The following is a 21,745-nucleotide window of genomic DNA, read 5'->3' as shown; positions in this document are numbered from 1 at the left end:
CTAGATGAATAGTGATGTAATGAGCGCTCTAAAAAAACAACTTGAGACAGTTTTTACACATTTGCATAATAATCCGGAACGCAGTTGGCATGAAGTAGAGACAACAAAATATATCGCTCAATTATTGGAAGAACATAATTTTGATGTCCATTTATTTGATACGATACCAGGACTTTATATTGAAATTGGTAGCGGTTCACCTGTCGTAGCATTACGTACGGATATTGATGCTTTGTGGCAGGATGTAGGTGGCGAGATGAAGGCTAATCATTCATGTGGTCATGATGGTCATATGACGATGGCTATAGGCTGTTGCTTGCTGTTAAAAAAACTGATTGAAGAACAGCAATTGGACATGTCTTCTTCTGGTACGATCCGCGTCATATTCCAACCTGCAGAAGAAAAAGGGCAGGGTGCATTAGCTATAGTTGATCGTGGTATTATGGATGATGTCGATTATTTATTCGGTGTCCATTTACGTCCGATACAAGAGTTGCAAGATGGTATGTTTAGTCCCGCATTACATCATGGTGCTTCAATGATGTTATCATGTGAAATTTATGGAGAAGAAGCGCATGCTGCAAGACCACATTTAGGAAAGAATGCTATTGAAATTGGCAGTAGTTTAGTCGATGCATTGAAGGCCATTCATGTCGATACAACGATTCCATGGTCGGTGAAGGTCACACGCTTCCAAGCTGGTGGTGAATCGGGGAATATTATTCCCGGAAAAGCTATTTTGACAATGGATGCCAGAGCGCAAACAAATGTCGCAATGAAGCAGCTAAGTGCAGGAATTGATCGTGGTATACGTGCGGTGGAAGAAATGTACAATGCCCGGATTTCGCAGAAGGTTTTAGTTGATATTGCGGCAGCTGAAGTCAGTGATGCAGCGCGTGACCTATTACGGCAAGCAATAATAGAAACAGCAGGAGCGGAGCATTTAGCTGAAGAAATTGTGACGCCTGGTGGTGAAGATTTTCACTTTTATACAAAGGAAAGACCAACGATTAAAGCAGCGATGCTTGGTTTAGGTTGTGGTCTAGTACCTGGATTGCATCATCCACATATGACATTTAATGATCAACAATTAATCGTCGGTGTGGAAATTTTAACACGCACTGTAATTGGTGCATTGCAACAAGCACGCAAAGAACAAGCAGTTGTAAATAGATAGGATTGATAGAATGAAATTGACTAAAATTATTTTGAGAAAAATGACAATGCGTATGAAAAATCCGTTTACGACAAGTTTTGGAACCGTCCAAGATAAAAAATTTATCATTGTAGAAGTATATGATGAGCAAGGTTTTGTTGGGTACGGAGAATGTGATGCTTTTGAAGCACCATGGTATACGGAAGAAACAGTGGAAACTTGTTGGTATATGCTTCAACAATTTTTCATTCCTGCATTATTAAAACAAGAGTTGAATCATCCATCGGATGTGCGACGGTTATTGATGGTCTATCGTCGGAATGCAATGGCAAAGGCGGCTATTGAAACGGCGATATGGGATGTATATGCTAAAAAGCAAAATAAACCCCTTTATCAGGTAATCGGTGGTACGCAGTCAACGATAGACATTGGCGTTAGTATCGGTTTGCAAACAACAACAGCAGCTCTATATGAAAAAATAGACCAGGCATTACTAGCCGGCTACAAGCGGGTAAAAGTGAAAATAAAACCGGGTCAGGATATCGCAGTGATTCGTAGTATCCGTAGTCGCTATAAAGAACTACCATTGATGGTCGATGCGAATTCAGCCTACACTCTGGATGATTTAGAACTTTTGCAAAGTTTAGATGAGTTTAATTTACTGATGATTGAACAGCCACTTGCTGCAGATGATATTGTGCAACACGCGACATTACAAGCGCAGTTGAAGACCCCTATTTGCTTAGATGAAAGTATCTGTAGTTTGAAAGATGCCATGACAGCTATTGAGCTACAAGCTTGTAAAATCTTTAATATTAAAATTGCGCGAGTAGGTGGTATGGAAGAGGCAAGACTAATTCATCACGCTGCACAGCAGGCGGGTATGAAAGTATGGTGCGGTGGTATGTTAGAGGCAGGTATTGGCCGCGCACATAGTATAGCACTTGCATCACTTCCTTATTTTAGTCTGCCGGGTGATACCGCTGCATCAAGCCATTATTTTGCCGAAGATATAATTAGCCCGGAAGTAATGGTTGATCAAGGTGTAATCCATCTTTCTCAGAGACCGGGAATTGGTTATGATGTTAACCAGGATGCCTATGAATATTTTACAATAGATAAACAGTTATTTGAATAATATTGAAATAGGTCTATGCCGTAGGTGAATCGGTTTAGACCTATTTTATACTAGTAGAAAATAACGACGCTACGTTAAATTACACCGATTTTTTCTATTCATCAATTTCGAACTGGCGTCATCGTCCTTTATACACGAGAGATCCAATCAAAATAATTGTCAACAAAAAAACCATTCCAATTGTAGTGTAGCGTACCCTAAGCTATTTTCATTGTTTGAAAATAGAGGAGAGAGGCTGCCATACTTCTGGAATAGCTGTAAAATGGATTAAAGTAACACTTTACCCATATAGAATTCATCTTCATAACGACCGTCAATAAATAGCGCATTCTGACGAATACCTTCGATTGAAAAACCAAATTTTTCAAAGCGCTTAATTGTCCTATTTTGTGCTTTTAGAACTGATAATTCAAGGCGATTAATCCCATTTTGCCTAGCCCATTGTTCAGCTGTCTCTAATAATGCTAAATCAATATGCTGTGTTTCATATTGCGGCAAAATGCCAATATTAATTTCTGCACGATGCGCCATTGCAGGTGACGCATTGCCAACCACTTGGATGATGCCACCAATCGAGCCATCTACAATCGCTGTGAGTAAATGACCTGATTTTGATGAATGCCATTGTGAAATTTTTTTCCTAAGGCTTTGTGTCGTATGGGGAATGGTCATATGATCGCAAAAGAAAATACTATTGTCCAAACTGAATTGGTCTTGTAAGTTCAAAATATTTCGCGCATCATCCAGTTCAGCCGGTCGGATGATAAACGTGCATTGTTTATCTTCAGTATGATACAGCTTATCTGTAATTGTATGCTGTGGCTTTTCGAAATGGATGAAGTAACCAGGTTGTACTTTTGACACGATATAACCATTACTTGTCCAAGCTAAATAATGCTGAAGTGGTGGTTTTGTTTTTTTCCACCAACTTTGATTTAAATAGGCTGCATTCGGTAACTTTTGACCGATAATTGTTTCAATTTCAGTAAAAGACAGCTTGAAAGCAGCTTCAGTAGTTGCATTAAAATAATTGGCTAAAGGAATATACTTCTTCTCAATATTAATATTCATTACTACCCCTCTTATTAGAAGTTAGGACATATCAAAATAGTATCATAGTATTTGTGAAATATTAACTAAAAAATATGAAAAAAATTATTAATATGGTGTTTTATTTATTTGGTTAGGTAAAAATAACTACTTTAAATTCATGTGTAGATAGTTTTATGATGGTGAGAGAGAACTGTGATAAACAAATAGCAATATTCTTTTTTAATGTGAAATATGGTAGAATATTTACGGATAAACGACTATATATATTTCTTTAGGAGGAATTACAAATATGAGTAAAACATATGTTTTTGGCCATAAAAACCCAGATACCGATACCATTACATCCGCGTTAGTATACGCTTATTTAAAACAGCAATTAGGCGTTGATGCAGAAGCACTTCGCTTAGGTACAATTAATAACGAAACAGCTTTCGCACTTGAGAAATTCGGTTTTGAAGCACCACGCTTAACAGATACAGTCGCCGATGCTGATGCCGTTATCTTAGTGGATCATAATGAATTCCAACAATCAGCAAACGACATTAAAGATGTTTTAATCACAGAAGTCATCGACCATCATAGAATTTCAAATTTTGAAACAGCTAACCCGCTATACTATCGTGCAGAACCAGTCGGTTGTACAGCAACCATCATCAATAAATTATTCAAGGAGCATCAAATTGATATCCCAGCAAACTATGCTGGATTAATGGTATCTGCTATTGTGTCAGATACTTTGCTTCTTAAATCACCAACTTGTACACCGCAAGATATTGTCGCTGCAAATGAATTAGCTGCTAAGGCAGGTATTGATTTAGCAGAGTATGGTTTAGCTATGCTAAAAGCAGGAGCAGATCTGTCGGATAAATCGTTAGAAGATTTGCTGTCATTGGATGCTAAAGAATTTGTAATGGGTGATGCCAAAGTTGTCATCGCACAAGTTAACGCTGTAGATGTGAATGATGTTCTTGCACGCCAAGCACAACTAGAAGAATTATTAAATAATGAAGTAGCTACCAAGGACTTAGACTTATTCTTCTTTGTCGTTACCGATATTTTAAACAATGATTCAATAGCGGTACCAGCAGGCGTGTTAGCAACAAAATCAGCACTAGCATTTGGAGTACCTTTAGTAAATAACCAAATTGTATTAAAAGATATTGTGTCGCGTAAAAAACAAATTGTACCAGCACTAACAAACGTACTATAAAAAAGAGGAACGTCGTCAAAGGATTTTAGCGTCCTTTGACGACGTTTTTTTTATGGAAACAGAATAATTGCTTTTTAATATGACCGCCCTATACAATGAATCGGAGGTGAAATAATAATGAAAATTCAAGTATGGTCGGACTATGTATGTCCATTTTGTTATATCGGCAAGAGAGAATTGGAAAACGCATTAGCAACTACAGGGTTTAAGGATCAAGTCGAAGTCGAATATATGGCTTATCAATTAGATCCAGGAACACCAGCGGACTCAGATGAAACGGTATATTCTATGTTATCGAAAAAATATGGTATGTCTGAAGAACAAGCACAAGCCCAAACGCAAGGTATTAAACAACGTGCAGCATCTGTTGGCTTAAACTATGATTTCGATAAAATGGCATCAGCCAATACATTTAAAGCGCATCGTTTAGCAAAATATGCTGCGACGATCGGCAAAGAACAACAAGTAACTGAACGTTTATTAAAAGGTTATTTTGAAGAAGGTCAAAAGATTGGTCAAGATGCAGTACTAATCGCATTAGCAGCTGAAGTTGGTATTTCAGAAGATGAAGTGAAAAATGTTTTAGCAGATGATACCTTCGCAACAGATGTTTTAGCTGACATCGCGCAAGCAAGAGAATTAGGCGTGCAAGGTGTACCATTTTTTGTCATTGATAATAAGTATGCAATCTCAGGCGCTCAACCAGCACAAGTTTTTGAAGAAACTGTTACAAAAGCTGCTGAAGAAGCAGGTATTCATCCAGCTCTTAAAATGATGGGTAACGGAAATGCTGGCGTTTGTACAGATGATTCATGTGAAATATAATTCGGCCAAAAGTTGTAGAGCATAGTTATTGACTATGCTCTTTATATTGTTTAATATAGTAACTATCTTGAATTTGAGATATTAATTATTTCATAAAAAGAAATTATTCAACCAGAGAAAATGGAGAGATTACATTGACTAAAGTATTAGTAGTAAAAGCAAATAACCGTCCTTCTACAGAAGGCGTTTCAAGTAAAATGTACGAAGTATTCATGGAAGCAGCAAAAAATGTTGCAAACCTTGAAGTAACAACTTACGACGTTTACGAAGAAAATACACCATATTTTGGCCAAGAAGTATTCAATGCCTATGGTAAATTAGCACAGGGTCAAGAGTTAAACGAAGCTGAAGCTGCTGTTATGGCTGCTCAAACGAAAGCACGTCAAGCTATTACGGATGCAGATGTTGTTGTTTATGCATTCCCATTATGGAATCTTACAATTCCTGCTAAATTACAAACATTCTTTGATTACACATACGCTGCTGGATTCTCATTCAAATATGATACAAACGGTAACTTAGTATCATTATTAACTGATAAAAAAGCAATCGTATTAAATGCACGTGGCGGTATCTACTCTACACCAGAAACTGCTGGCATGGAAATGGCTGTAAATTACGTTAAAACTGTCGTTGGTGGTGTATTCGGTATGGAAATTATCGATGAAGTAATCATCGAAGGTCATAACGCTATGCCTGCAAAAGCAGACGAAATTAAAGAAGCTGGATACGAAGCTGTTAAAGCAGTTGTAGCTAAACTAGCTAATTTAACAGTGAACGCTTAATAGCTAAACTGTACTGAACAGGTCGCATGGCTCTTTCTACAAGAGTAATGCGATCTGTTTATTTTTTTTGAGTTCATTGATTATGATCGCGCTATTCTTCCTATTTATGCATATAATAAATGATAGAAATATCAGATGAGGTGATGACGATGAAAAAAATTATAGTGATTGGTTGCCCTGGTGCAGGAAAGAGTACTTTTTCTAGAAAACTAACTGAAAAAATAAACATCCCTCTTTTTTATCTGGATTTACTTTGGCATAAAAAAGATCGTTCGCATAGAACGCCATCAGAATTTGATGCAGATTTAACAGCAATCATGGCAGATGAAAAGTGGATTATTGATGGTAATTACGACCGAACCATTCCTATGCGTTTAGAACAATGCGATACCGTTTTTTTGTTGGATTATCCTCTTGAATTATGTTTGGATGGTGCAAAATCACGTATTGGTAATGCGAGGGAAGATTTGCCGTGGACGGAAATGACATTCGATGAAGAATTTAAGCAATGGATTTTAGATTTCCCCCAAAAAAGTTTGCCACAAATTTACTCCTGGTTGAATGAAATTAAAGATAAAGATATTATTATTTTCAAATCGCGAGAGCAAGCAGCTGCTTTTTTAGAAAATTTATGACGACAAAAAGATGAGAGAAATGATAGAAATCATTTCTCTCATCTTTATTTATGTTGAAGAATAATAATTATAGTGGATTTGCTTCGATATCAACTTTAAGTTTGATTTCGTCGCCTACTAATACACCGCCTGTTTCAAGAGCATTATTCCAAGTTAGGCCGAAATCTTTGCGGTTGATTTTTGCTTCCGCTTCAAACGCGATTACTTCAAGTCCCCATGGATTCATACCTCTGCCGCCGTATTCAACATCAAAAGTAACTGGGCGAGTGACACCTTTAATCGTAAAGTCACCAGTTAATTTATATTCGCCATCAGAAACACGTTTAATATCTGTCGCTACAAATGTCATCTTCGGATAAACTTCGACATCAAAGAAATCAGCAGAACGTAGATGTGTATCACGATCTTCATTGCGTGAATCAATACTTGCAGTATCAATTGTGAATTCAATTTCAGCTGTTGTTAAATCTTCTGGATCTAAGTTCAAATGTGCCTCAAAAGTATCGAATGAACCTTTCACTTTTGCAATCATCATGTGTTTTACTTGGAATCCTAAGTTTGAGTGTGCGCCGTCTAATTTAAAAATTGATTTAGTCATTGTATATTTCCTCCTAAAATGTTTGTGTTTTTTAACTTGAAATAAGCATACCTTAATTTTATCTTGAAATCAAGAGTTTTTAATTCGAGATAAAATTATTTATTGAAATGGTTGTCGTTCACTATACATTTCCCCATATGGATTACGTGAAACATTTATCGATAGGACAGGTGAAAATCACTTGATCAAGTAGTTTAAGCATGAATAAAGATAGTAATAATAAACAATTACTTATAGTAAGTAAATTGAAATTAGTTTGTAAGTTACGTTATGTAAATAAGTTACGTGATTTTACATTTAGCACTGAAATCGTTACAATAGAAGAAATCGAGGTGAAAGAAAATGGAACAAAGAGAACTATGTCCAAGACTATCTAAAGCTATGGATTTAATAGGCAAAAGATGGGTTGGTTTGATATTATACGAGCTTCTAGATGGTCCACAGCGTTTCAATCAAATCCAAATGGATCTTCCTATTAGTGGTCGCTTATTATCAGAGCGTTTGAAAGAGCTCGAAAAAGAAGAGCTTGTAGAACGACATGTGTACACTGAAATTCCTGTTCGAGTTGAGTATTCTTTAACTGACAAAGGCCAAGATATGAAAAATGCAATCGATGAAATTGAAAAATGGTCTAAAAAGTGGCTTTAATAGAGAATTACTTGTAAAATATTTATTGGATATTCATACTAATATATGACTTGAATCTAGAAGGGAATGGCTTTTTTACTATGAAATTACAATGGCTACAGGATTTATCTAAAATTGTTAATCCACAGAATGTAAAAATAGATGAACCACTAAATAAATATACGATGACTAAACTTGGCGGTCCTGCCGATGTTTTTGTCATGGCTGAAACGGAAGAGCAAGCGGCTGCAGTAGTTAAGTACGCACGTGCAAATGATATCCCAATCTTCCTATTAGGCAACGGCTCTAATATGGTTGTACGCGATGGCGGTATGCGAGGAATCGTGTTAAATCTATCGATGCTCGATCAAATTCACATCGATGGTACAACCGTACATGCACAAGCTGGAGCCTTAATTATTGATGTGTCAAAAGCGGTTGCAGCTGAAGGGTTATCTGGATTAGAATTCGCTTGCGGTATTCCAGGATCTGTTGGTGGTGCAATGGCCATGAACGCTGGTGCTTATGGTGGTGAGATTAATGATGTTATCCATAGCTGTAAAGTACTTACTTTTGAAGGAGATATCGTCGTCCTGTCAAAACAACAACTAGAATTAGGTTATCGTAAAAGTATTATCGCTTCTAAAGGATATTACGCTTTATCATCTATTTTCGAATTAACAAAAGGTGATCAACAAACAATTGATTTAACGATTGAGGATTTTACATTTAAACGAACATCGAAACAACCACTGGAATATCCTTCAGCAGGTAGCGTTTTTAAACGCCCTCCAGGTCAATTTGCTGGGAAGCTTATACAAGATAGTGGCTTGCAGGGAATGGGTGTTGGTGGAGCAGAAGTATCTACGAAACATGCCGGTTTCATCATTAACAAAAATAATGCGACGGCAACCGATTATATTGAAACAATCCGTATGGTTCAACGCATCGTTAAAGAAAAATTTGATATTGATTTAGAGACAGAAGTTAAAATTGTTGGTGAAGATCGTATCATAATAAAATAATTAATAAATGAGCCTGAGACAAAAGTATTTTCAACAGAGAAAATCCCGTATGATTTCGAAAAATCATACGGGATTATTCATTTCAATCCATTTCCGCGGACATGGCTTCAAACGCCTCGTCACTGCGTTTCTGAGGGGGTTTCAGCTTATGCTATTCCAGCAGGCGTCGTTTTCTGCGCGTTCAATTGATTTGATGATTCGTATGGGAGACATACTATTTTTGTTCTGTCCCAGGCTCTTTTACATAATGGAGGAATTTAGATGAAAATAGTATCGTGGAATGTAAATGGTATTCGAGCTGCAGTGAAAAAAGGATTTATGGATTATTTTAATTCGGTTGATGCAGATTTTTTCTGTATTCAAGAATCAAAATGTCAGGCCGGTCAAATTGACTTGGAGATGCCGGGTTACTATCAATATTGGAATTATGCACAGAAAAAAGGTTATTCAGGTACAGCTATTTTTACAAAACATGAACCACTAGCTGTAAAGTATGGTGTCGGTGATCAGGATACAGAGGAAGAAGGACGTATTATTACGTTAGAATATCATGATTTTTTTCTTGTGACGGTTTATACACCTAATACTAAAAGAGATTTATCGCGCTTGGAATATCGGTTGCAATGGGAAGATGAATTAAAGGCTTATTTAAAGCAATTGGATAGCGAGAAACCAGTTATTTATTGTGGGGATTTAAATGTAGCACACGAAGAAATAGATTTGAAAAATCCACGTTCAAACATCGGAAATGCTGGGTTTACAGATGAAGAAAGAGGACGTATGACACGCTTGTTAAAAGCAGGATTTATCGACACATTCCGTCATATAAACCCAGATGTAGCAGAACGATATTCATGGTGGTCTTATATGAGTAAAGTTCGTGAACGTAATATTGGATGGCGTATTGACTACATCATCGTGTCACAAGCTCTTAGCGATAAAATAGTAGCTGTAGACATTCATGATCATGTCCTAGGTAGTGATCATTGTCCAGTCTATCTAGAACTTGCACAATGATTTCGACATTTGCTATTGTCTTTTTAGGTGGGTTTATCGGGACATTTTTACGTGGTATGGTCATGCTCTATACGACAACTTGGTTATCATTATGGATCGTCAACGTTATAGGTAGTTTCATGATTGGGTTACTACAAGGCTATTATAGGACAAGGCAAGATAAAAAAATGTCATTATTTTTACTAGTAGGATTGCTCGGTTCATTTACAACATTCTCTGCTTTTTGCACGCAATGGTTGCAATTACTAGAACGAACACCACTAATGGCAGCAGCCTATGCAGTAGGTATGCCATTAGTTTGTATTGCACTTACTTCATGTGGTTGGTTGCTTGCGACGAAAGGAGTTCTACATAAAAAATGATACTTCTTTTACTGATTGCCTGTGGGGGTGGAATCGGTGCAGTGTTGCGTTACTGTGTGATACGACTCGTTACAAAATATCACCGTCCATCTCTAATTGCAACGGTCATCGTCAATAGCATCGGTTCATTTTTTAGTGGTTGGGCTGTGCACCATACACTTGATGAACCTATTTTTTCAGCGATTTTTATAACAGGTGTACTTGGTGGTTTCACGACATTTTCAAGTTTTGCATTTGATGCGTTTAGATTATTGGATGCTAAACGTTATAATATATGCCTATACTACTGTCTTTGCATGATTATTTTTAGCTTTATAGCGGTGGTCCTTGGTTATACCTTATAAAATAGGGATGAACGATACTTACTTCCTAAATATTCACATGAAAAAGGAGAAACGGCTTCAAGCGCCGCTTCTCCTTTTTTATTCTTTGATAATCTAGCGGTTAGTCCTTAGTAAGAACTATTAAAATAGCGCTTTGTCAATCTGGCGTCCTTGTCGACCAATCGTTGTTTCGGCATGAATAAGTGATTGATAAACTGCTTCTTCCGTCGCTTCGACTGTTGCTGTAAAAAGGAAATTCATAAGCTTACTATCGTCACGTACAAAACGTTGTGGAGTAGAGAGTGGATCATCTTGATTGTGGGGGATAGTGTAGCCGGTAGAGAAGGCCAGTATAATATCGCCACTACCATTGTGAATATGTGTCCCTGTACGACCTAAACCGATGGCAGCACGTTTAGCTAAACGCTGCAGTTGGCGATCAGATAATGGTGCATCTGTAGCCACAATAATGATGACGGAACCATCCGGTTTATCTATATCTTTGTCGGACCAACTAGCCATCTTACATTCGCCGGCATTTCCGAAATTCGTTAAGGCCAATACGCCAACGACGAATGGTTGATCTGCCATCTCGACAATACGCGAAGATGAACCGATGCCCCCTTTTTGTTCATAGCAAATCATTCCCTTACCTGCACCAACAGCTCCTTGTTCGAAAGGACTAGACGTGGCATGATGAAGCGCAGCAAGTGCATCACTCGGCTGTATGGCGCGTAAACGCATGCTATTTAAATAGCTATCGTTACACTCACCGACGACAATATTCAATGAACTTGTCGTATCTCCAATTGTTGGGTTTTGGTCGAGCATATAGGTCATAGTGCCATCTAAGACCGCGCTAACACTAAAGGTATTCGTCAGCATAATAGGTGATTCTAGGACGCCAAGTTCAGCGATTTGTACAAGGCCCACTGATTTTCCGAAACCGTTTAGGACGAAGCTTGCAGCCGGTATTTTATTCAAAAAAAGATTGCCTCCATGTGGCAAAATTGCTGTGACACCAGTACAAATTGTGTCCGCATCATTTAACTTTTTATAGAGCGTTTGGTGACCCAACTTGATACCAGGTACATCGATTAATTGATTATGTATTCCTTTACGCATATGAACAGCTCCTTCATACCTTCACAATACGCAAATTTATGTAAAGATTCAAATGACTTCATGAATATTTTGAAAAAACAGTACATTTTAGATATACTGTAGACAATCAAATGAATATTTGAATGTGAGGGGATGATTATGACGGATTCGCCCTATTTATTGGAGTTAAAAGAAGAAATTCATCGTCATAAACTACAAGATATGGCCCAAATTTTTAAAGCGTTAGCAGATACCACTCGTTTAAAAATCATGTATGCTCTTGTGCATAAAGAAGAACTCTGTGTCAAAGATGTCGCGCAATTCATTGGTAGTTCAACTGCTACGGCTTCTCATCATCTCTTGTATTTAAAAGAACATCATATCGCTTCATCAACACGTCGTGGTAAACAAATATTTTATCGAATTGCAGATGCACATATTGAACAATTAATTCAAATAGCAGAAATTCATTCGAAGGAGCAATGACGATGAAAGAATACCGAATCGACAATTTAAGCTGTGCAAATTGTGCTCAGAAATTTGAAAATAATTTAAATAAGTTGCCAGATGTCAAGGAGGCAAAAGTGAATTTTGGTGCATCAAAGGTAATCATTGAGGGGGATGTGACAGAAGATGACATTGATCAAGCAGGCGCTTTCGACGGTATAAAGGTGCAGAGGCAACAACAAAGTAATCTGTCACCTAAAACACCTTTTTATAAAAAAAGAGAGAATATTGTCGCAGTAATTGCCTTGGTTTTTGTCGTCATCGGTTACATCGTATCGTTGACAGCTGGTGAAAAAGCTCCGTTAACGATTTTCTTCTTTGTAGTGGCAATTCTTATTGGTGGTACAGAGATATTCATTGATGGTTTTAAAAATAGTTTAAAACTAGATTTTGATATGAAAACATTAATGACGATTGCAATTATTGGTGCAGCCATTATAGGTGAATGGAAGGAAGCTGCCGTTGTCGTATTCCTTTTTGCGGTGAGTGAAGCACTTGAAGCCTATTCGATGGATAAGGCACGCCAGTCGATTCGCTCACTAATGGATATCGCACCACCAAAAGCGCTAATAAGACGTCAAAATCAACAAATGGAAGTACCAACAGAAGCCATTGAAATTGGTGATCTATTACTCGTTAAACCTGGAGAGAAGATTGCCATGGATGGGGTTGTCATAAAGGGGCAGTCAACGGTCAATCAAGCAGCAATTACAGGAGAATCTATGCCGGTGTCAAAGGGGATAGGTAATGAAGTTTTTGCAGGAACGCTAAATGATACAGGTGCACTTGAAGTAGAAGTGACAAAACATGTCGAGGATACAACCATTGCAAAAATCATTCATTTAGTGGAAGAAGCACAAGCAGAAAAAGCACCATCACAGCAATTTGTAGATCGTTTCGCAAAATATTATACACCCGCTATTATGATAATCGCATTGTTAATTGCTGTTATTCCATCACTCATTACAGGTGATTGGGCACGTTGGGTATATCAAGGGTTAGCTGTACTAGTAGTAGGTTGTCCATGTGCGCTTATTATCTCAACACCTGTTGCGATTGTGACGGCAATCGGTAATGCGGCAAAGCAGGGCGTATTGATCAAAGGTGGTATTCATTTAGAAGAGTTAGGCCATGTTGATGCGATTGCGTTTGATAAAACAGGGACCTTAACAAAGGGTGTCCCAACAGTTACTACCGCGCAATTTCAAACACTTGAAAATAGGGATGTTTTGGCGTATATTATCGCTGTAGAACGTAGTTCCCAACATCCACTTGCCAGCGCTGTAATCGATTATGCGCATATGCAAAATACAGTACAGTTAACGAGTAACAATTTTCAATCGGTAACCGGTAAGGGTGTTAGAGCACAAGTGAATGAATCGATTGTACAAATTGGCAGCGTTCGTTGGATTGCCGAAGAAACAGCTGTTTCTAAAGAGCTTGAAGACGAAATGACCGCTTTACAAAATGCGGGTAATTCTTTAATTGTCGCGGCTATAGATGGTCAGTTTGCAGGTTATATTGCAATTGCTGATCAGTTGCGTGAAGATACGGTAGATGTACTTCAAAAGTTAAAACGACTAGGAATCAAAAAGCTGCTGATGCTTACTGGCGATGCGCAATCAACTGCACAAGCAATCGGTAAAAAGTTGCCATTAGATGATATAAAAGCAGATTTAATGCCTGCAGACAAACTCGTGGTAATACGTGATCTACAGCAAGTCTATAAAGTAGCGATGGTTGGTGATGGTGTTAATGATGCACCTGCACTTGCTTCCGCATCGGTAGGAATTGCGATGGGTGGAGCCGGTACAGATACTGCTCTTGAAACAGCAGATGTCGCATTGATGGCCGATGATCTTCAAAAATTACCTTATTCTGTTGGCTTGAGTCGAAAAACACTAACGATTATCAAACAAAATATTACTTTTGCATTGGCATTGAAAATAATTGCACTACTGCTTGTTATACCAGGTTGGCTGACATTGTGGATTGCAATATTTGCAGATATGGGTGCGACATTAATTGTCGTTTTTAACTCATTAAGATTATTAAAAATACAGAAATAATGGTTGTATGGGGGGAGATTTTATGAAATTAAAAGAATGGACAATTGAAGAACAGGAACCACTTATTCACTTTTTGACGACAAGTGTGTGGCCTTACCATGTTCAATCGCATCCAGGTAGAGAAATTATTGAAAAAGCGATTGAAGAAGGTGGTTATGAGTCGGAAGAAGTAAAAACATTTTGGATAGAAGATGACGATCATCAAAAGGTTGGCGTCGTACAGCTATATGATTTACAAGATGATATTCCTGTTTTCGATTTACGAATCGCTGAACAATATCGTGAAAAAGGCTATGGTTTAATCGGTTTACATCTCGTGACGGAATATGTTTTTGGCTTACCTGAAAATAAAATAAGGTTAGAAGGTCATACACGTCAAGATAATGTGGCGATGCGTCGAACTTTTGAACGTGTTGGTTTCGTCAAAGAAGCACATTTCCGTAAAGCATGGTATGTGCCAAAAGAAAAGAAATACTATGATGCGATTACTTATGGTATGACGCGTGAGGATTATGATGCTGGTACGACAACGCCAGTCGGTTGGGACGATGTGGAAGAAAAAAGAATGCCTCCTCAAATCAATTGGGATTTTGAACCCTCTTTTGAATCGGAGCGACTACTGATTCGTATTCCAGAACTTACGGATGCAGATGCGGTGTATGATGCCATGTCTAGATCAGCAAAAGGATTGAAACCCTTTATGATATGGGCGCAACAAGAACCAGTTTATGAACAAGTAAAAGAGACCATTCGTAAAGCACATGCAGATTTTTTTGCACGCCAAGACTTACGTTTACATCTCTTCGATAAAAAAACAGGTGATTTTATTGGTAGTTCGGGTTTACACAATATCGATTGGACGATTCCTAAATTTGAAATTGGCTATTGGGTTGATGAAAAATTTGAAGGACAAGGGTATATGACAGAAGCAACGATTCGCATTGCCCAATTTGCTTTTGAAGAATTAGATGCAAAACGCATTGAAATTCGTTGTGACCGCGATAATGTTAAAAGTCGTGCAGTAGCAGAACGAGCAAGATTTGATTTTGAGGGTATATTAAGAAATGATAGATTAAACGCCAGTGGACTACAGTTGAGAGACACTTGCGTTTACTCGATGATTGACGAATCGACTACTCGTTAAAAAGTAAAAACGTTCTGATTAGTACAAATTATTGACCTTTCTTTCGAAGTAGTTACGTTTTACTTCCTCATGTAGTAAACTAGAAGGATAAGATATTGAAAGAGAGGGAATTTGGATGCCGACACCTAGTATGGAAGATCATATCGAACAGATCTATTTACTAATTGATCAAAAGGGCTATGCACGTGTCTCGGATATCGCAGAAGCTTTATCAGTACTTCCATCCTCTGTAACTAAGATGGTTCAAAAACTTGATAAGGACGATTATTTAGTTTATGAGCGATATCGTGGTTTATCTTTAACCCCTAAAGGAATGAAGCTAGGTAAAAGGCTGGTCGATCGACATAGTCTTCTAGAAAAAATGCTACGCTTAATCGGCGTGGACGAAGAACTGATCTACAATGATGTTGAAGGTATTGAACATCATTTAAGCTGGACTTCCATCGACCGCATTGCAGATTTAATACATGTTTTAGAACAAAACCCCGACATTATTCAAAAGCTTGAAAATGTTAGAAATCATCAGGCTGAATAAAAGCAGTCATATGAAAGGAGTCATTAGTATGACGCAAATTGAATCAGGCGACGTAGTAAAACTACTCGTCAAAGAAAAACTAGAATCAAAATATGTTTTAACGAACAACGAAATGGATTTCCCATTGAACGAATCAGAGGTACTTGAAGAACTAGCAGTAGGTGATGAAGTAGAGGTGTTTATCTTTGCCGATCGTCGTGGTGGTTTATCAGCAACTTTAGCTGTTCCTCATATTAAAAAAGACGAGTACGGCTGGGCGAAAGTACTTCATGTTAAAGATCGTGAAGGTGCTTATGTTGATATCGGTACTTCGCGTGAAGTATTAGTACCTGCAGAGGATTTACCAAAGTTGAAATCACTTTGGCCTCAACCGGGACATCATCTGTATTTAACATTACGTACAGACCGTGACGGTGGTCTTTTTGGTCGTTTAATAACGGAAGATCGCATGTTAGATTTGTATGAAGATGCAGATCCAGAAATTTTCAACAAAAATATCATCGCTCGTCCATATCGTTTATTACCAGTAGGAACTTTCCTAATTGGTGTCGATTCACCGGTACGTATATTTGTCCATGAATCTGAAAGAAAAGCAGAGCCACGTCTTGGTTCTGATGTATCCGTTCGTGTAATCGAAGTGAAGGAAGACGGTACAGTTAATGCATCAATGCTTCCTCGCGTATTCGAAAGACTTTCAGCTGATGCAGAACAAATTTTTGAATATCTTGAGCAAGCTGGCGGTAAAATGCCATTTGGAGATAAGTCATCGCCGGATGAAATCAAAGAAATGTTCAATATGAGTAAAGGTTCTTTCAAACGTGCACTTGGTACATTAATGAAAGCGGAGCGCATTGAACAACAAGACGGTTGGACATCAATTAAATAGTAAGTACAGAGGAATGAAGGACGATGATATTTATTTTATCGAAACCTTTATTCCTTTTTTTCGTATTATAGTAGTAGAGTATGTAGAATATAATAAAATGAGGGGAGTTACGATCATATGAAAAAACAAGCATTCGCCATTTTAGCAGCACTATGCCTAACGACAACAACTGTAGCAACACCTGTTATCGGTCACGCTAGTTCTTCTACGCAAACAACTAGTGGCGTCAATGAAAAATTAGGAGTGCCGATAGCAGTCTATGGTTCATCTTTAACAGCTGATGAAAAAGCAAGTGTTAAAGCAAGTTTAAACGTAGCTGCCGATGAAGAAACAGAAGAAATTACAATTACCGGTGAAGATATTGCAAAATATATTCAAGACGGTGATGCGCGTGCACGCTTGTATTCATCTGCAAAAATCACACCTGCAGACAAGGGTGAAGGGTTAGTAATCAATATTGTAACACCAGATAATATTACGCAGGTTACTTCAGATATGTATTCAAATGCCATGCTGACAGCGGGTATTGAAGATGCGAAAGTGGATGTGGCAGCACCCAAAAAAGTGTCAGGACACTCTGCATTAGCAGGCATTTATAAAGCATACGAAGTAACGACTGGTAAAAAATTAGATCCAGAACGTACTGACGTAGCTAATCAAGAACTAGGTGTAGCAACGGATTTAGCTAAAAATTCAGGTGTATCAGATGATAAGGTAAGCCAATTATTAACAGAGATCAAGCAATCGATAGCTGAACAAAAACCAGCAACAAAAGAAGATGTTGCGAAAATTGTTGATGATAAATTAAGTACGCTAAAAATTGAATTAAGTGATCAAGACCGTCAATTACTAATCGATTTAATGAATAAAATTAGTAAATTAGATATCGATTTTAGTAAATGGTCTTCACAATTAGATCAGTTTAATAACACATTAAAAGATAAAATAAGTAATTTGAAAAATGATATGGACAGCAATACCGGTTTTTGGGCTAGTGTCAAAGAATTCTTCCAAAACCTTGCTGATACAGTAAAAGGTTGGTTTAATTAAATAGTAGTAGAGTCATTTTAGCAGATGCTAAAATGACTTTTTTTATTTTTATATAAGAAAATATTGGATAAATAGACTATTTGCAATTCAATTTTTATCATGTTATTATAAAGACATATTAATATCTTGAATTCAAGATAAATTCAAACACATCAATAGGAGGCATTTTTTATGTCATTAACATTAGGCGGTATTCATCATGTATCATCTATCACTTCTCATATAGAACGGAACCATCATTTTTTTACAACGATTTTAGGTATGCGCTTAGTTAAAAAAACAGTCAATCAAGATAGTACATCTTCTTATCATTTATTTTATGCTGATGCTGTTGGTTCACCTGGGACAGATATGACTTATTTTGATATTCCAATCGCTGGAAGAACATATGAAGGCGTATCAAGTATTAATAATACTGCTTTCCGAGTGAAATCTTTAGATGCATTGAAGTTTTGGTTAAAACGTTTTGAAGAATTTGGTATAGAACATGGTGAAATTGAACATCGATTTGGTCGCTCAACAGTCGCATTCCGAGATGAAGATTTGGCCCGTTTTATCTTGGTTGTGGATGATGGATCAGGTATTCCTTACGGCGAGGCTTGGGCAGTTGAAGGTATTCCAACTGAGTATGCAATTGTTGGTTTAGGTGGCGTAACACTCACTCTACGAAATCCTGCAGCCACTATTAAAGTCTTAACAGAAACATTTAATTTTGAAAAAGTCGGCACCTATCCATCCTTAGTTGAAAATCAACCTGATATTATTGTCTATTCTACAGGGTTGGGAGGTCCAGCAGGTGAAATCCATATTGAGGAACGTGCTGATTTGCCGGTAGAAAGACCGGGTAGAGGTAGTGTTCATCATGTTGCACTACGTGTTCATACATTTGAAGAGTACGATCAATGGATGGCGAAATTTGATGATTTAGGCTATTCTACATCAGGTAAGGTGGATCGTTATTACTTCCGTTCTATTTATTATCGCGACCCAAATGGCATATTATTTGAACTTGCTACAGATGGGCCAGGTTTTGCATCGGATGAAGCGGTTGAATTATTAGGAGAAACATTGGCATTACCACCATTCTTGGAACCACAACGCGCAGAAATTGAAGCGAAATTAAAACCTCTAACAATTAAAAAATAAATAATTATGGTAGAATGTTAAAAAAAGGGGGCTAACCATATGGAATTTACTTTAAAACAATTAGATGGTGCTGGCGCATTTATCTATGAAAAAGACGGGAAAGTACTTGCAGAAATTTCGTGGACACAATTAGGCGATATATTGGTTGTAGAACATACTTTTGTTGATGATTCATTGCGAGGTCAAGGGATTGCTAAGCAACTAGTTAATCGTGTAAGCGATTATGCGCGTGCAGAAGGCTTTAAAATTGAAGCAGTATGCTCATATGTCGTGGCAGCCTTCAATCGTTCAACAGAATATGATGATATTAAAGCGTAAATAAATAATGAGAGGTTATACTGTTTTGATGATGCACGAGTTCAAAACAGTATAGCCTTTTTTTGTGGGTATATTTTGATGACAGAATAGGTAGAATAACTGCTAGATGAAGGGGATGTTCATATTGAATAGACTGATAGAAAAAATACTAATTGTCAGTGCTTCACTCGTCAATTTATTATTTATTATTGTAGGGATTATATTGATGGTAGGCATCAAATTTATCAATGAAAATACATTATTATTGGATACATTCGTTGAAGAACAAAATAAAAATACAACGGGTCAACCGTTGACAGTTGAAGAAGTGACAGAAGTCTGGGATTCTATTGTACCGTTAGCCAGTACGCTTAATTATGTCCTTATAGGTGCATTAATAGTAAGTATCATATTGGCTATTGTCACTTGGCTTCAAATGAAAAAAGGTGCAAGCTACAAAAAGATTGGCCTTCTATTAATAGTGGCGGGTGTATTTTCTGGAGTTGTCACATTAACGGCTATTTTATTTTATATTGCTGCCATTCTATTTTTTGTACGAAAAGAACCAATGGATGAGCTGCATCCTCATGATAAAGAAACATTACACAATTAAAAGGCAAGGCAATGAGCTGTTGATGTTCATTGCCTTTTTAGATTCGTCCATAATAACATGCTATTAAAAGAAATGGTGAGAACGCTAGCTTCAAAAGTAATATTTCATTTTAGTCTGTACCCAAAAGGGCGATGAAAAGCCTACGCTCTTTTAGAAGTTTTTACGATAGTAAAAAACCTCCCGAGAAAGTCGGAAGGTAAGAATTTTCGTTCATGCGAGTAAATAACCTTTTACAGCGGTGGTAGCGAATAGCTGGATAGCCATTGGCATCTCAGTAAATGTTGTTAATTGTTGATGTATATGAAGATGCTGAATCATAGCTAAAATAGCCCCGATTATACCTATTTGGAAAAACATGACATCTTGTTTTTTCAAACGACCATCTTCCATTCTTTTTAACAGTTCATTGTCACCATTTGTACGTTGGTATACTTGTTCGACGTATTGCTCAGAGATTTCTGGATGACGAACAGCTTCGGTGAATAATATTGTAAACTGTGGTCTATTTACTAAAATATTATCTAATAAATCAGCTGTCCATAAATCAACAAGCTGGTCATTAGATAATGGTTCATAATCTTTCGCAAGACGACTTTGTTTTATAGTAGGCTCAACTGCGGCAATGAGTAGCTTGCTTTTGCTTTTAAAATATTTGTACATCGCCGCCTCAGAGATATTTGCTTTTTTAGCGATTGATGCAGTAGAGGTAGAGTCGAAGCCATGTTTATAAAATAACTCTTGTGCAACAAGTAAAATACGTTGTTTTGTCAGATCGCCTTTAGACATTTTTTTTATTGTCATGTAGCCCACTCCAAACTTTAGTTGTTCATGATTATGATAGCATAATAGTATGTATAAAAAAAAGAGAGTAGCTTCCGACTACTCTCAAAGACGAAGAATATATAGTGACGAAATAGTAAAAGCGTTAAAGTCATGTATAAAAACATAATAGTACACGCTAAAATTCAGATTCTTTGTTATATATTCTGTAAAATAGTTAGTGATTACTAACTTTAGAATCTATATTTAGTATACATGGAAAATAAATGAAACGCAAGAACATTGCTTTCATTCGAAAAAAGAGAGAGAATATGAGATAATTAAATAGTAAACATATAAGTTGGATTTTCAAATTTTGATGAAGATATCTTAAAAATGACATGAAAAACACCATGGAAACGATTGAATTTGCTTCGTCTAGGGTATAAGTTATTTTAAAGAGAATCAACTGGAAGGAATGAGAAAATTATGGGAAACAAAAAAAAATCATTATTATTAGCTGGATTGGCAGCAGGAGCTTATGCATACTTACGAAAACCTGAAAACAGAGACAAAGCTTTAGAAGCATTTAATAGTACAAAAACAAAGGTGAATGATTTTATTGAAACACAAAAATCATCGCTACAAGAAAAACGCAATGGCAATTCAACGGTGGTACCACCTACGGAATTTGATGATAGTATTACCGGTGATGAAGAAAAAGATTACCAACTTGAAGAAAAAGAGATGGTATCTGAAGGTGCTCTAACAACTGTGCAATATTATAACGAAGAAACACAGGAACGCTTAGACGCTAAAAAATAAAATGCTGAGGGCAGATCATACATACAGTGTGATCTGTCCTTTCTTGTATAGTGTGC

The 21,745-nt window shown here is 37.1% G+C and carries 25 protein-coding genes; 21 read left to right on the top strand and 4 right to left on the bottom strand.

All coding sequences use genetic code 11. The features are described 5' to 3' along the window. Positions 1–4 precede the first annotated feature (4 nt). Together DEX24_RS11015 and menC are read left to right on the top strand one after the other, a co-directional pair. On the top strand, positions 5–1,177 hold the full coding sequence (locus DEX24_RS11015; RefSeq protein WP_109306479.1) for an amidohydrolase: 1,173 nt from the start codon (positions 5–7) through the stop codon (positions 1,175–1,177). 10 nt (positions 1,178–1,187) lie between these two features. Then, on the top strand, positions 1,188–2,294 hold the full coding sequence (gene menC, locus DEX24_RS11010; RefSeq protein ID WP_109306478.1) for an o-succinylbenzoate synthase: 1,107 nt from the start codon (positions 1,188–1,190) through the stop codon (positions 2,292–2,294). A 267-nt stretch (positions 2,295–2,561) separates the two neighbouring features. Here the strand turns inward: menC and DEX24_RS11005 are convergent, their stop codons facing one another. Then, on the bottom strand, positions 2,562–3,365 hold the full coding sequence (locus DEX24_RS11005) for a GNAT family N-acetyltransferase (RefSeq protein WP_109306477.1): 804 nt from the start codon (positions 3,363–3,365) through the stop codon (positions 2,562–2,564). A 271-nt stretch (positions 3,366–3,636) separates the two neighbouring features. Between DEX24_RS11005 and DEX24_RS11000 the strand changes: the two genes are divergently transcribed. The 4 genes from DEX24_RS11000 to DEX24_RS10985 all read left to right on the top strand — a co-directional run bounded on the left by DEX24_RS11000 (position 3,637) and on the right by DEX24_RS10985 (position 6,802). Further along, entirely contained in the window at positions 3,637–4,557 is a 921-nt protein-coding gene (locus DEX24_RS11000) for a manganese-dependent inorganic pyrophosphatase (protein WP_109306476.1), read from the top strand. Between the two features lie 117 nt (positions 4,558–4,674). Then, entirely contained in the window at positions 4,675–5,382 is a 708-nt protein-coding gene (locus tag DEX24_RS10995) for a DsbA family oxidoreductase (protein ID WP_109306475.1), read from the top strand. Positions 5,383–5,516: 134 nt separating this feature from the next. After that, on the top strand, positions 5,517–6,167 hold the full coding sequence (locus DEX24_RS10990; RefSeq protein ID WP_109306474.1) for an FMN-dependent NADH-azoreductase: 651 nt from the start codon (positions 5,517–5,519) through the stop codon (positions 6,165–6,167). 149 nt (positions 6,168–6,316) lie between these two features. Beyond that, entirely contained in the window at positions 6,317–6,802 is a 486-nt protein-coding gene (locus DEX24_RS10985) for a P-loop NTPase family protein (RefSeq protein WP_109306473.1), read from the top strand. A 67-nt stretch (positions 6,803–6,869) separates the two neighbouring features. Here DEX24_RS10985 and DEX24_RS10980 read toward each other — a convergent pair whose 3' ends face one another. Beyond that, the gene (locus DEX24_RS10980; RefSeq protein ID WP_109306472.1) at positions 6,870–7,400 is read right to left on the bottom strand and encodes a YceI family protein; all 531 of its coding nucleotides are present in this window, start codon (positions 7,398–7,400) and stop codon (positions 6,870–6,872) included. Between the two features lie 342 nt (positions 7,401–7,742). Here DEX24_RS10980 and DEX24_RS10975 point away from each other — a divergent pair, with 342 nt between their 5' ends. From DEX24_RS10975 to DEX24_RS10955, 5 genes are all read left to right on the top strand, one after another. Beyond that, on the top strand, positions 7,743–8,048 hold the full coding sequence (locus DEX24_RS10975) for a winged helix-turn-helix transcriptional regulator (protein ID WP_109306471.1): 306 nt from the start codon (positions 7,743–7,745) through the stop codon (positions 8,046–8,048). A gap of 80 nt (positions 8,049–8,128) precedes the next feature. After that, positions 8,129–9,052 carry a UDP-N-acetylmuramate dehydrogenase gene (gene murB, locus DEX24_RS10970; RefSeq protein ID WP_109306470.1) on the top strand — a complete coding sequence of 308 codons (924 nt, stop codon included), beginning with the start codon at positions 8,129–8,131 and terminating at the stop codon, positions 9,050–9,052. A gap of 261 nt (positions 9,053–9,313) precedes the next feature. After that, positions 9,314–10,069 carry an exodeoxyribonuclease III gene (locus DEX24_RS10965; RefSeq protein ID WP_109306469.1) on the top strand — a complete coding sequence of 252 codons (756 nt, stop codon included), beginning with the start codon at positions 9,314–9,316 and terminating at the stop codon, positions 10,067–10,069. Next, entirely contained in the window at positions 10,066–10,431 is a 366-nt protein-coding gene (locus tag DEX24_RS10960; protein ID WP_109306468.1) for a fluoride efflux transporter FluC, read from the top strand. The genes DEX24_RS10965 and DEX24_RS10960 overlap by 4 nt, the downstream gene beginning before the upstream one ends. Next, a complete protein-coding gene (locus tag DEX24_RS10955; protein ID WP_109306467.1) occupies positions 10,428–10,775 on the top strand; it encodes a fluoride efflux transporter FluC in 348 nt (115 codons plus the stop codon). The genes DEX24_RS10960 and DEX24_RS10955 overlap by 4 nt, the downstream gene beginning before the upstream one ends. 120 nt (positions 10,776–10,895) lie before the next feature. Here the strand turns inward: DEX24_RS10955 and DEX24_RS10950 are convergent, their stop codons facing one another. Next, positions 10,896–11,879 carry a P1 family peptidase gene (locus tag DEX24_RS10950; RefSeq protein WP_109306466.1) on the bottom strand — a complete coding sequence of 328 codons (984 nt, stop codon included), beginning with the start codon at positions 11,877–11,879 and terminating at the stop codon, positions 10,896–10,898. 138 nt (positions 11,880–12,017) lie between these two features. On the opposite strand from DEX24_RS10950, the gene DEX24_RS10945 reads away from it, so the two are divergent. From DEX24_RS10945 to DEX24_RS10905, 9 genes are all read left to right on the top strand, one after another. Beyond that, the gene (locus DEX24_RS10945) at positions 12,018–12,344 is read left to right on the top strand and encodes an ArsR/SmtB family transcription factor (RefSeq protein ID WP_246131359.1); all 327 of its coding nucleotides are present in this window, start codon (positions 12,018–12,020) and stop codon (positions 12,342–12,344) included. Next, a complete protein-coding gene (locus DEX24_RS10940) occupies positions 12,341–14,434 on the top strand; it encodes a heavy metal translocating P-type ATPase (RefSeq protein WP_222592621.1) in 2,094 nt (697 codons plus the stop codon). The genes DEX24_RS10945 and DEX24_RS10940 overlap by 4 nt, the downstream gene beginning before the upstream one ends. Positions 14,435–14,456: 22 nt before the next feature. Then, positions 14,457–15,578: a GNAT family N-acetyltransferase gene (locus DEX24_RS10935; protein ID WP_109306463.1), complete on the top strand. Its 1,122-nt coding sequence runs from the start codon at positions 14,457–14,459 to the stop codon at positions 15,576–15,578. A 115-nt stretch (positions 15,579–15,693) separates the two neighbouring features. After that, a complete protein-coding gene (gene mntR, locus DEX24_RS10930) occupies positions 15,694–16,113 on the top strand; it encodes a transcriptional regulator MntR (protein ID WP_109306462.1) in 420 nt (139 codons plus the stop codon). 28 nt (positions 16,114–16,141) lie between these two features. Beyond that, a complete protein-coding gene (locus tag DEX24_RS10925) occupies positions 16,142–16,999 on the top strand; it encodes a CvfB family protein (protein WP_109306461.1) in 858 nt (285 codons plus the stop codon). Between the two features lie 117 nt (positions 17,000–17,116). Then, positions 17,117–18,049, top strand: a complete 933-nt coding sequence (locus DEX24_RS10920; protein WP_109306460.1) for a DUF1002 domain-containing protein — start codon at positions 17,117–17,119, stop codon at positions 18,047–18,049. A gap of 171 nt (positions 18,050–18,220) precedes the next feature. Further along, a complete protein-coding gene (locus DEX24_RS10915) occupies positions 18,221–19,195 on the top strand; it encodes a ring-cleaving dioxygenase (RefSeq protein ID WP_109306459.1) in 975 nt (324 codons plus the stop codon). A gap of 39 nt (positions 19,196–19,234) precedes the next feature. Beyond that, positions 19,235–19,513 carry a GNAT family N-acetyltransferase gene (locus DEX24_RS10910; RefSeq protein WP_109306458.1) on the top strand — a complete coding sequence of 93 codons (279 nt, stop codon included), beginning with the start codon at positions 19,235–19,237 and terminating at the stop codon, positions 19,511–19,513. A 124-nt stretch (positions 19,514–19,637) separates the two neighbouring features. Continuing rightward, positions 19,638–20,105 carry a Sec62 family protein translocation protein gene (locus DEX24_RS10905; RefSeq protein WP_109306457.1) on the top strand — a complete coding sequence of 156 codons (468 nt, stop codon included), beginning with the start codon at positions 19,638–19,640 and terminating at the stop codon, positions 20,103–20,105. Positions 20,106–20,315: 210 nt separating this feature from the next. Here the strand turns inward: DEX24_RS10905 and DEX24_RS10900 are convergent, their stop codons facing one another. Beyond that, the gene (locus tag DEX24_RS10900; RefSeq protein WP_109306456.1) at positions 20,316–20,906 is read right to left on the bottom strand and encodes a TetR/AcrR family transcriptional regulator; all 591 of its coding nucleotides are present in this window, start codon (positions 20,904–20,906) and stop codon (positions 20,316–20,318) included. Between the two features lie 447 nt (positions 20,907–21,353). On the opposite strand from DEX24_RS10900, the gene DEX24_RS10895 reads away from it, so the two are divergent. Then, a complete protein-coding gene (locus tag DEX24_RS10895; RefSeq protein ID WP_109306455.1) occupies positions 21,354–21,689 on the top strand; it encodes a hypothetical protein in 336 nt (111 codons plus the stop codon). Positions 21,690–21,745: the final 56 nt, after the last annotated feature.

The sequence above is a fragment of the Kurthia sibirica genome (assembly GCF_003143975.1).
Taxonomy (GTDB): Bacteria; Bacillota; Bacilli; order Bacillales_A; family Planococcaceae; genus Kurthia; species Kurthia sibirica.
The sequence above is the reverse complement of the archived record's forward strand: the minus strand, read 5'-3'. Positions and strand labels throughout refer to the sequence as shown.

Coding starts and splice junctions, on each gene's coding strand:
- DEX24_RS10940 (WP_222592621.1), top strand. CDS start 12,341: ATGACGATGAAAGAATACCGAATCGACAATTTAAGCTGTGCAAATTGT.
- DEX24_RS10900 (WP_109306456.1), bottom strand. CDS start 20,906: ATGACAATAAAAAAAATGTCTAAAGGCGATCTGACAAAACAACGTATT.
- DEX24_RS10915 (WP_109306459.1), top strand. CDS start 18,221: ATGTCATTAACATTAGGCGGTATTCATCATGTATCATCTATCACTTCT.
- DEX24_RS10960 (WP_109306468.1), top strand. CDS start 10,066: ATGATTTCGACATTTGCTATTGTCTTTTTAGGTGGGTTTATCGGGACA.
- DEX24_RS10945 (WP_246131359.1), top strand. CDS start 12,018: ATGACGGATTCGCCCTATTTATTGGAGTTAAAAGAAGAAATTCATCGT.
- DEX24_RS10995 (WP_109306475.1), top strand. CDS start 4,675: ATGAAAATTCAAGTATGGTCGGACTATGTATGTCCATTTTGTTATATC.
- DEX24_RS10910 (WP_109306458.1), top strand. CDS start 19,235: ATGGAATTTACTTTAAAACAATTAGATGGTGCTGGCGCATTTATCTAT.
- DEX24_RS11000 (WP_109306476.1), top strand. CDS start 3,637: ATGAGTAAAACATATGTTTTTGGCCATAAAAACCCAGATACCGATACC.
- DEX24_RS10985 (WP_109306473.1), top strand. CDS start 6,317: ATGAAAAAAATTATAGTGATTGGTTGCCCTGGTGCAGGAAAGAGTACT.
- DEX24_RS10955 (WP_109306467.1), top strand. CDS start 10,428: ATGATACTTCTTTTACTGATTGCCTGTGGGGGTGGAATCGGTGCAGTG.
- DEX24_RS10975 (WP_109306471.1), top strand. CDS start 7,743: ATGGAACAAAGAGAACTATGTCCAAGACTATCTAAAGCTATGGATTTA.
- DEX24_RS10950 (WP_109306466.1), bottom strand. CDS start 11,879: ATGCGTAAAGGAATACATAATCAATTAATCGATGTACCTGGTATCAAG.
- mntR (WP_109306462.1), top strand. CDS start 15,694: ATGCCGACACCTAGTATGGAAGATCATATCGAACAGATCTATTTACTA.
- DEX24_RS11015 (WP_109306479.1), top strand. CDS start 5: ATGAATAGTGATGTAATGAGCGCTCTAAAAAAACAACTTGAGACAGTT.
- DEX24_RS10895 (WP_109306455.1), top strand. CDS start 21,354: ATGGGAAACAAAAAAAAATCATTATTATTAGCTGGATTGGCAGCAGGA.
- DEX24_RS10935 (WP_109306463.1), top strand. CDS start 14,457: ATGAAATTAAAAGAATGGACAATTGAAGAACAGGAACCACTTATTCAC.
- DEX24_RS10980 (WP_109306472.1), bottom strand. CDS start 7,400: ATGACTAAATCAATTTTTAAATTAGACGGCGCACACTCAAACTTAGGA.
- DEX24_RS11005 (WP_109306477.1), bottom strand. CDS start 3,365: ATGAATATTAATATTGAGAAGAAGTATATTCCTTTAGCCAATTATTTT.
- DEX24_RS10925 (WP_109306461.1), top strand. CDS start 16,142: ATGACGCAAATTGAATCAGGCGACGTAGTAAAACTACTCGTCAAAGAA.
- murB (WP_109306470.1), top strand. CDS start 8,129: ATGAAATTACAATGGCTACAGGATTTATCTAAAATTGTTAATCCACAG.
- menC (WP_109306478.1), top strand. CDS start 1,188: ATGAAATTGACTAAAATTATTTTGAGAAAAATGACAATGCGTATGAAA.
- DEX24_RS10965 (WP_109306469.1), top strand. CDS start 9,314: ATGAAAATAGTATCGTGGAATGTAAATGGTATTCGAGCTGCAGTGAAA.
- DEX24_RS10920 (WP_109306460.1), top strand. CDS start 17,117: ATGAAAAAACAAGCATTCGCCATTTTAGCAGCACTATGCCTAACGACA.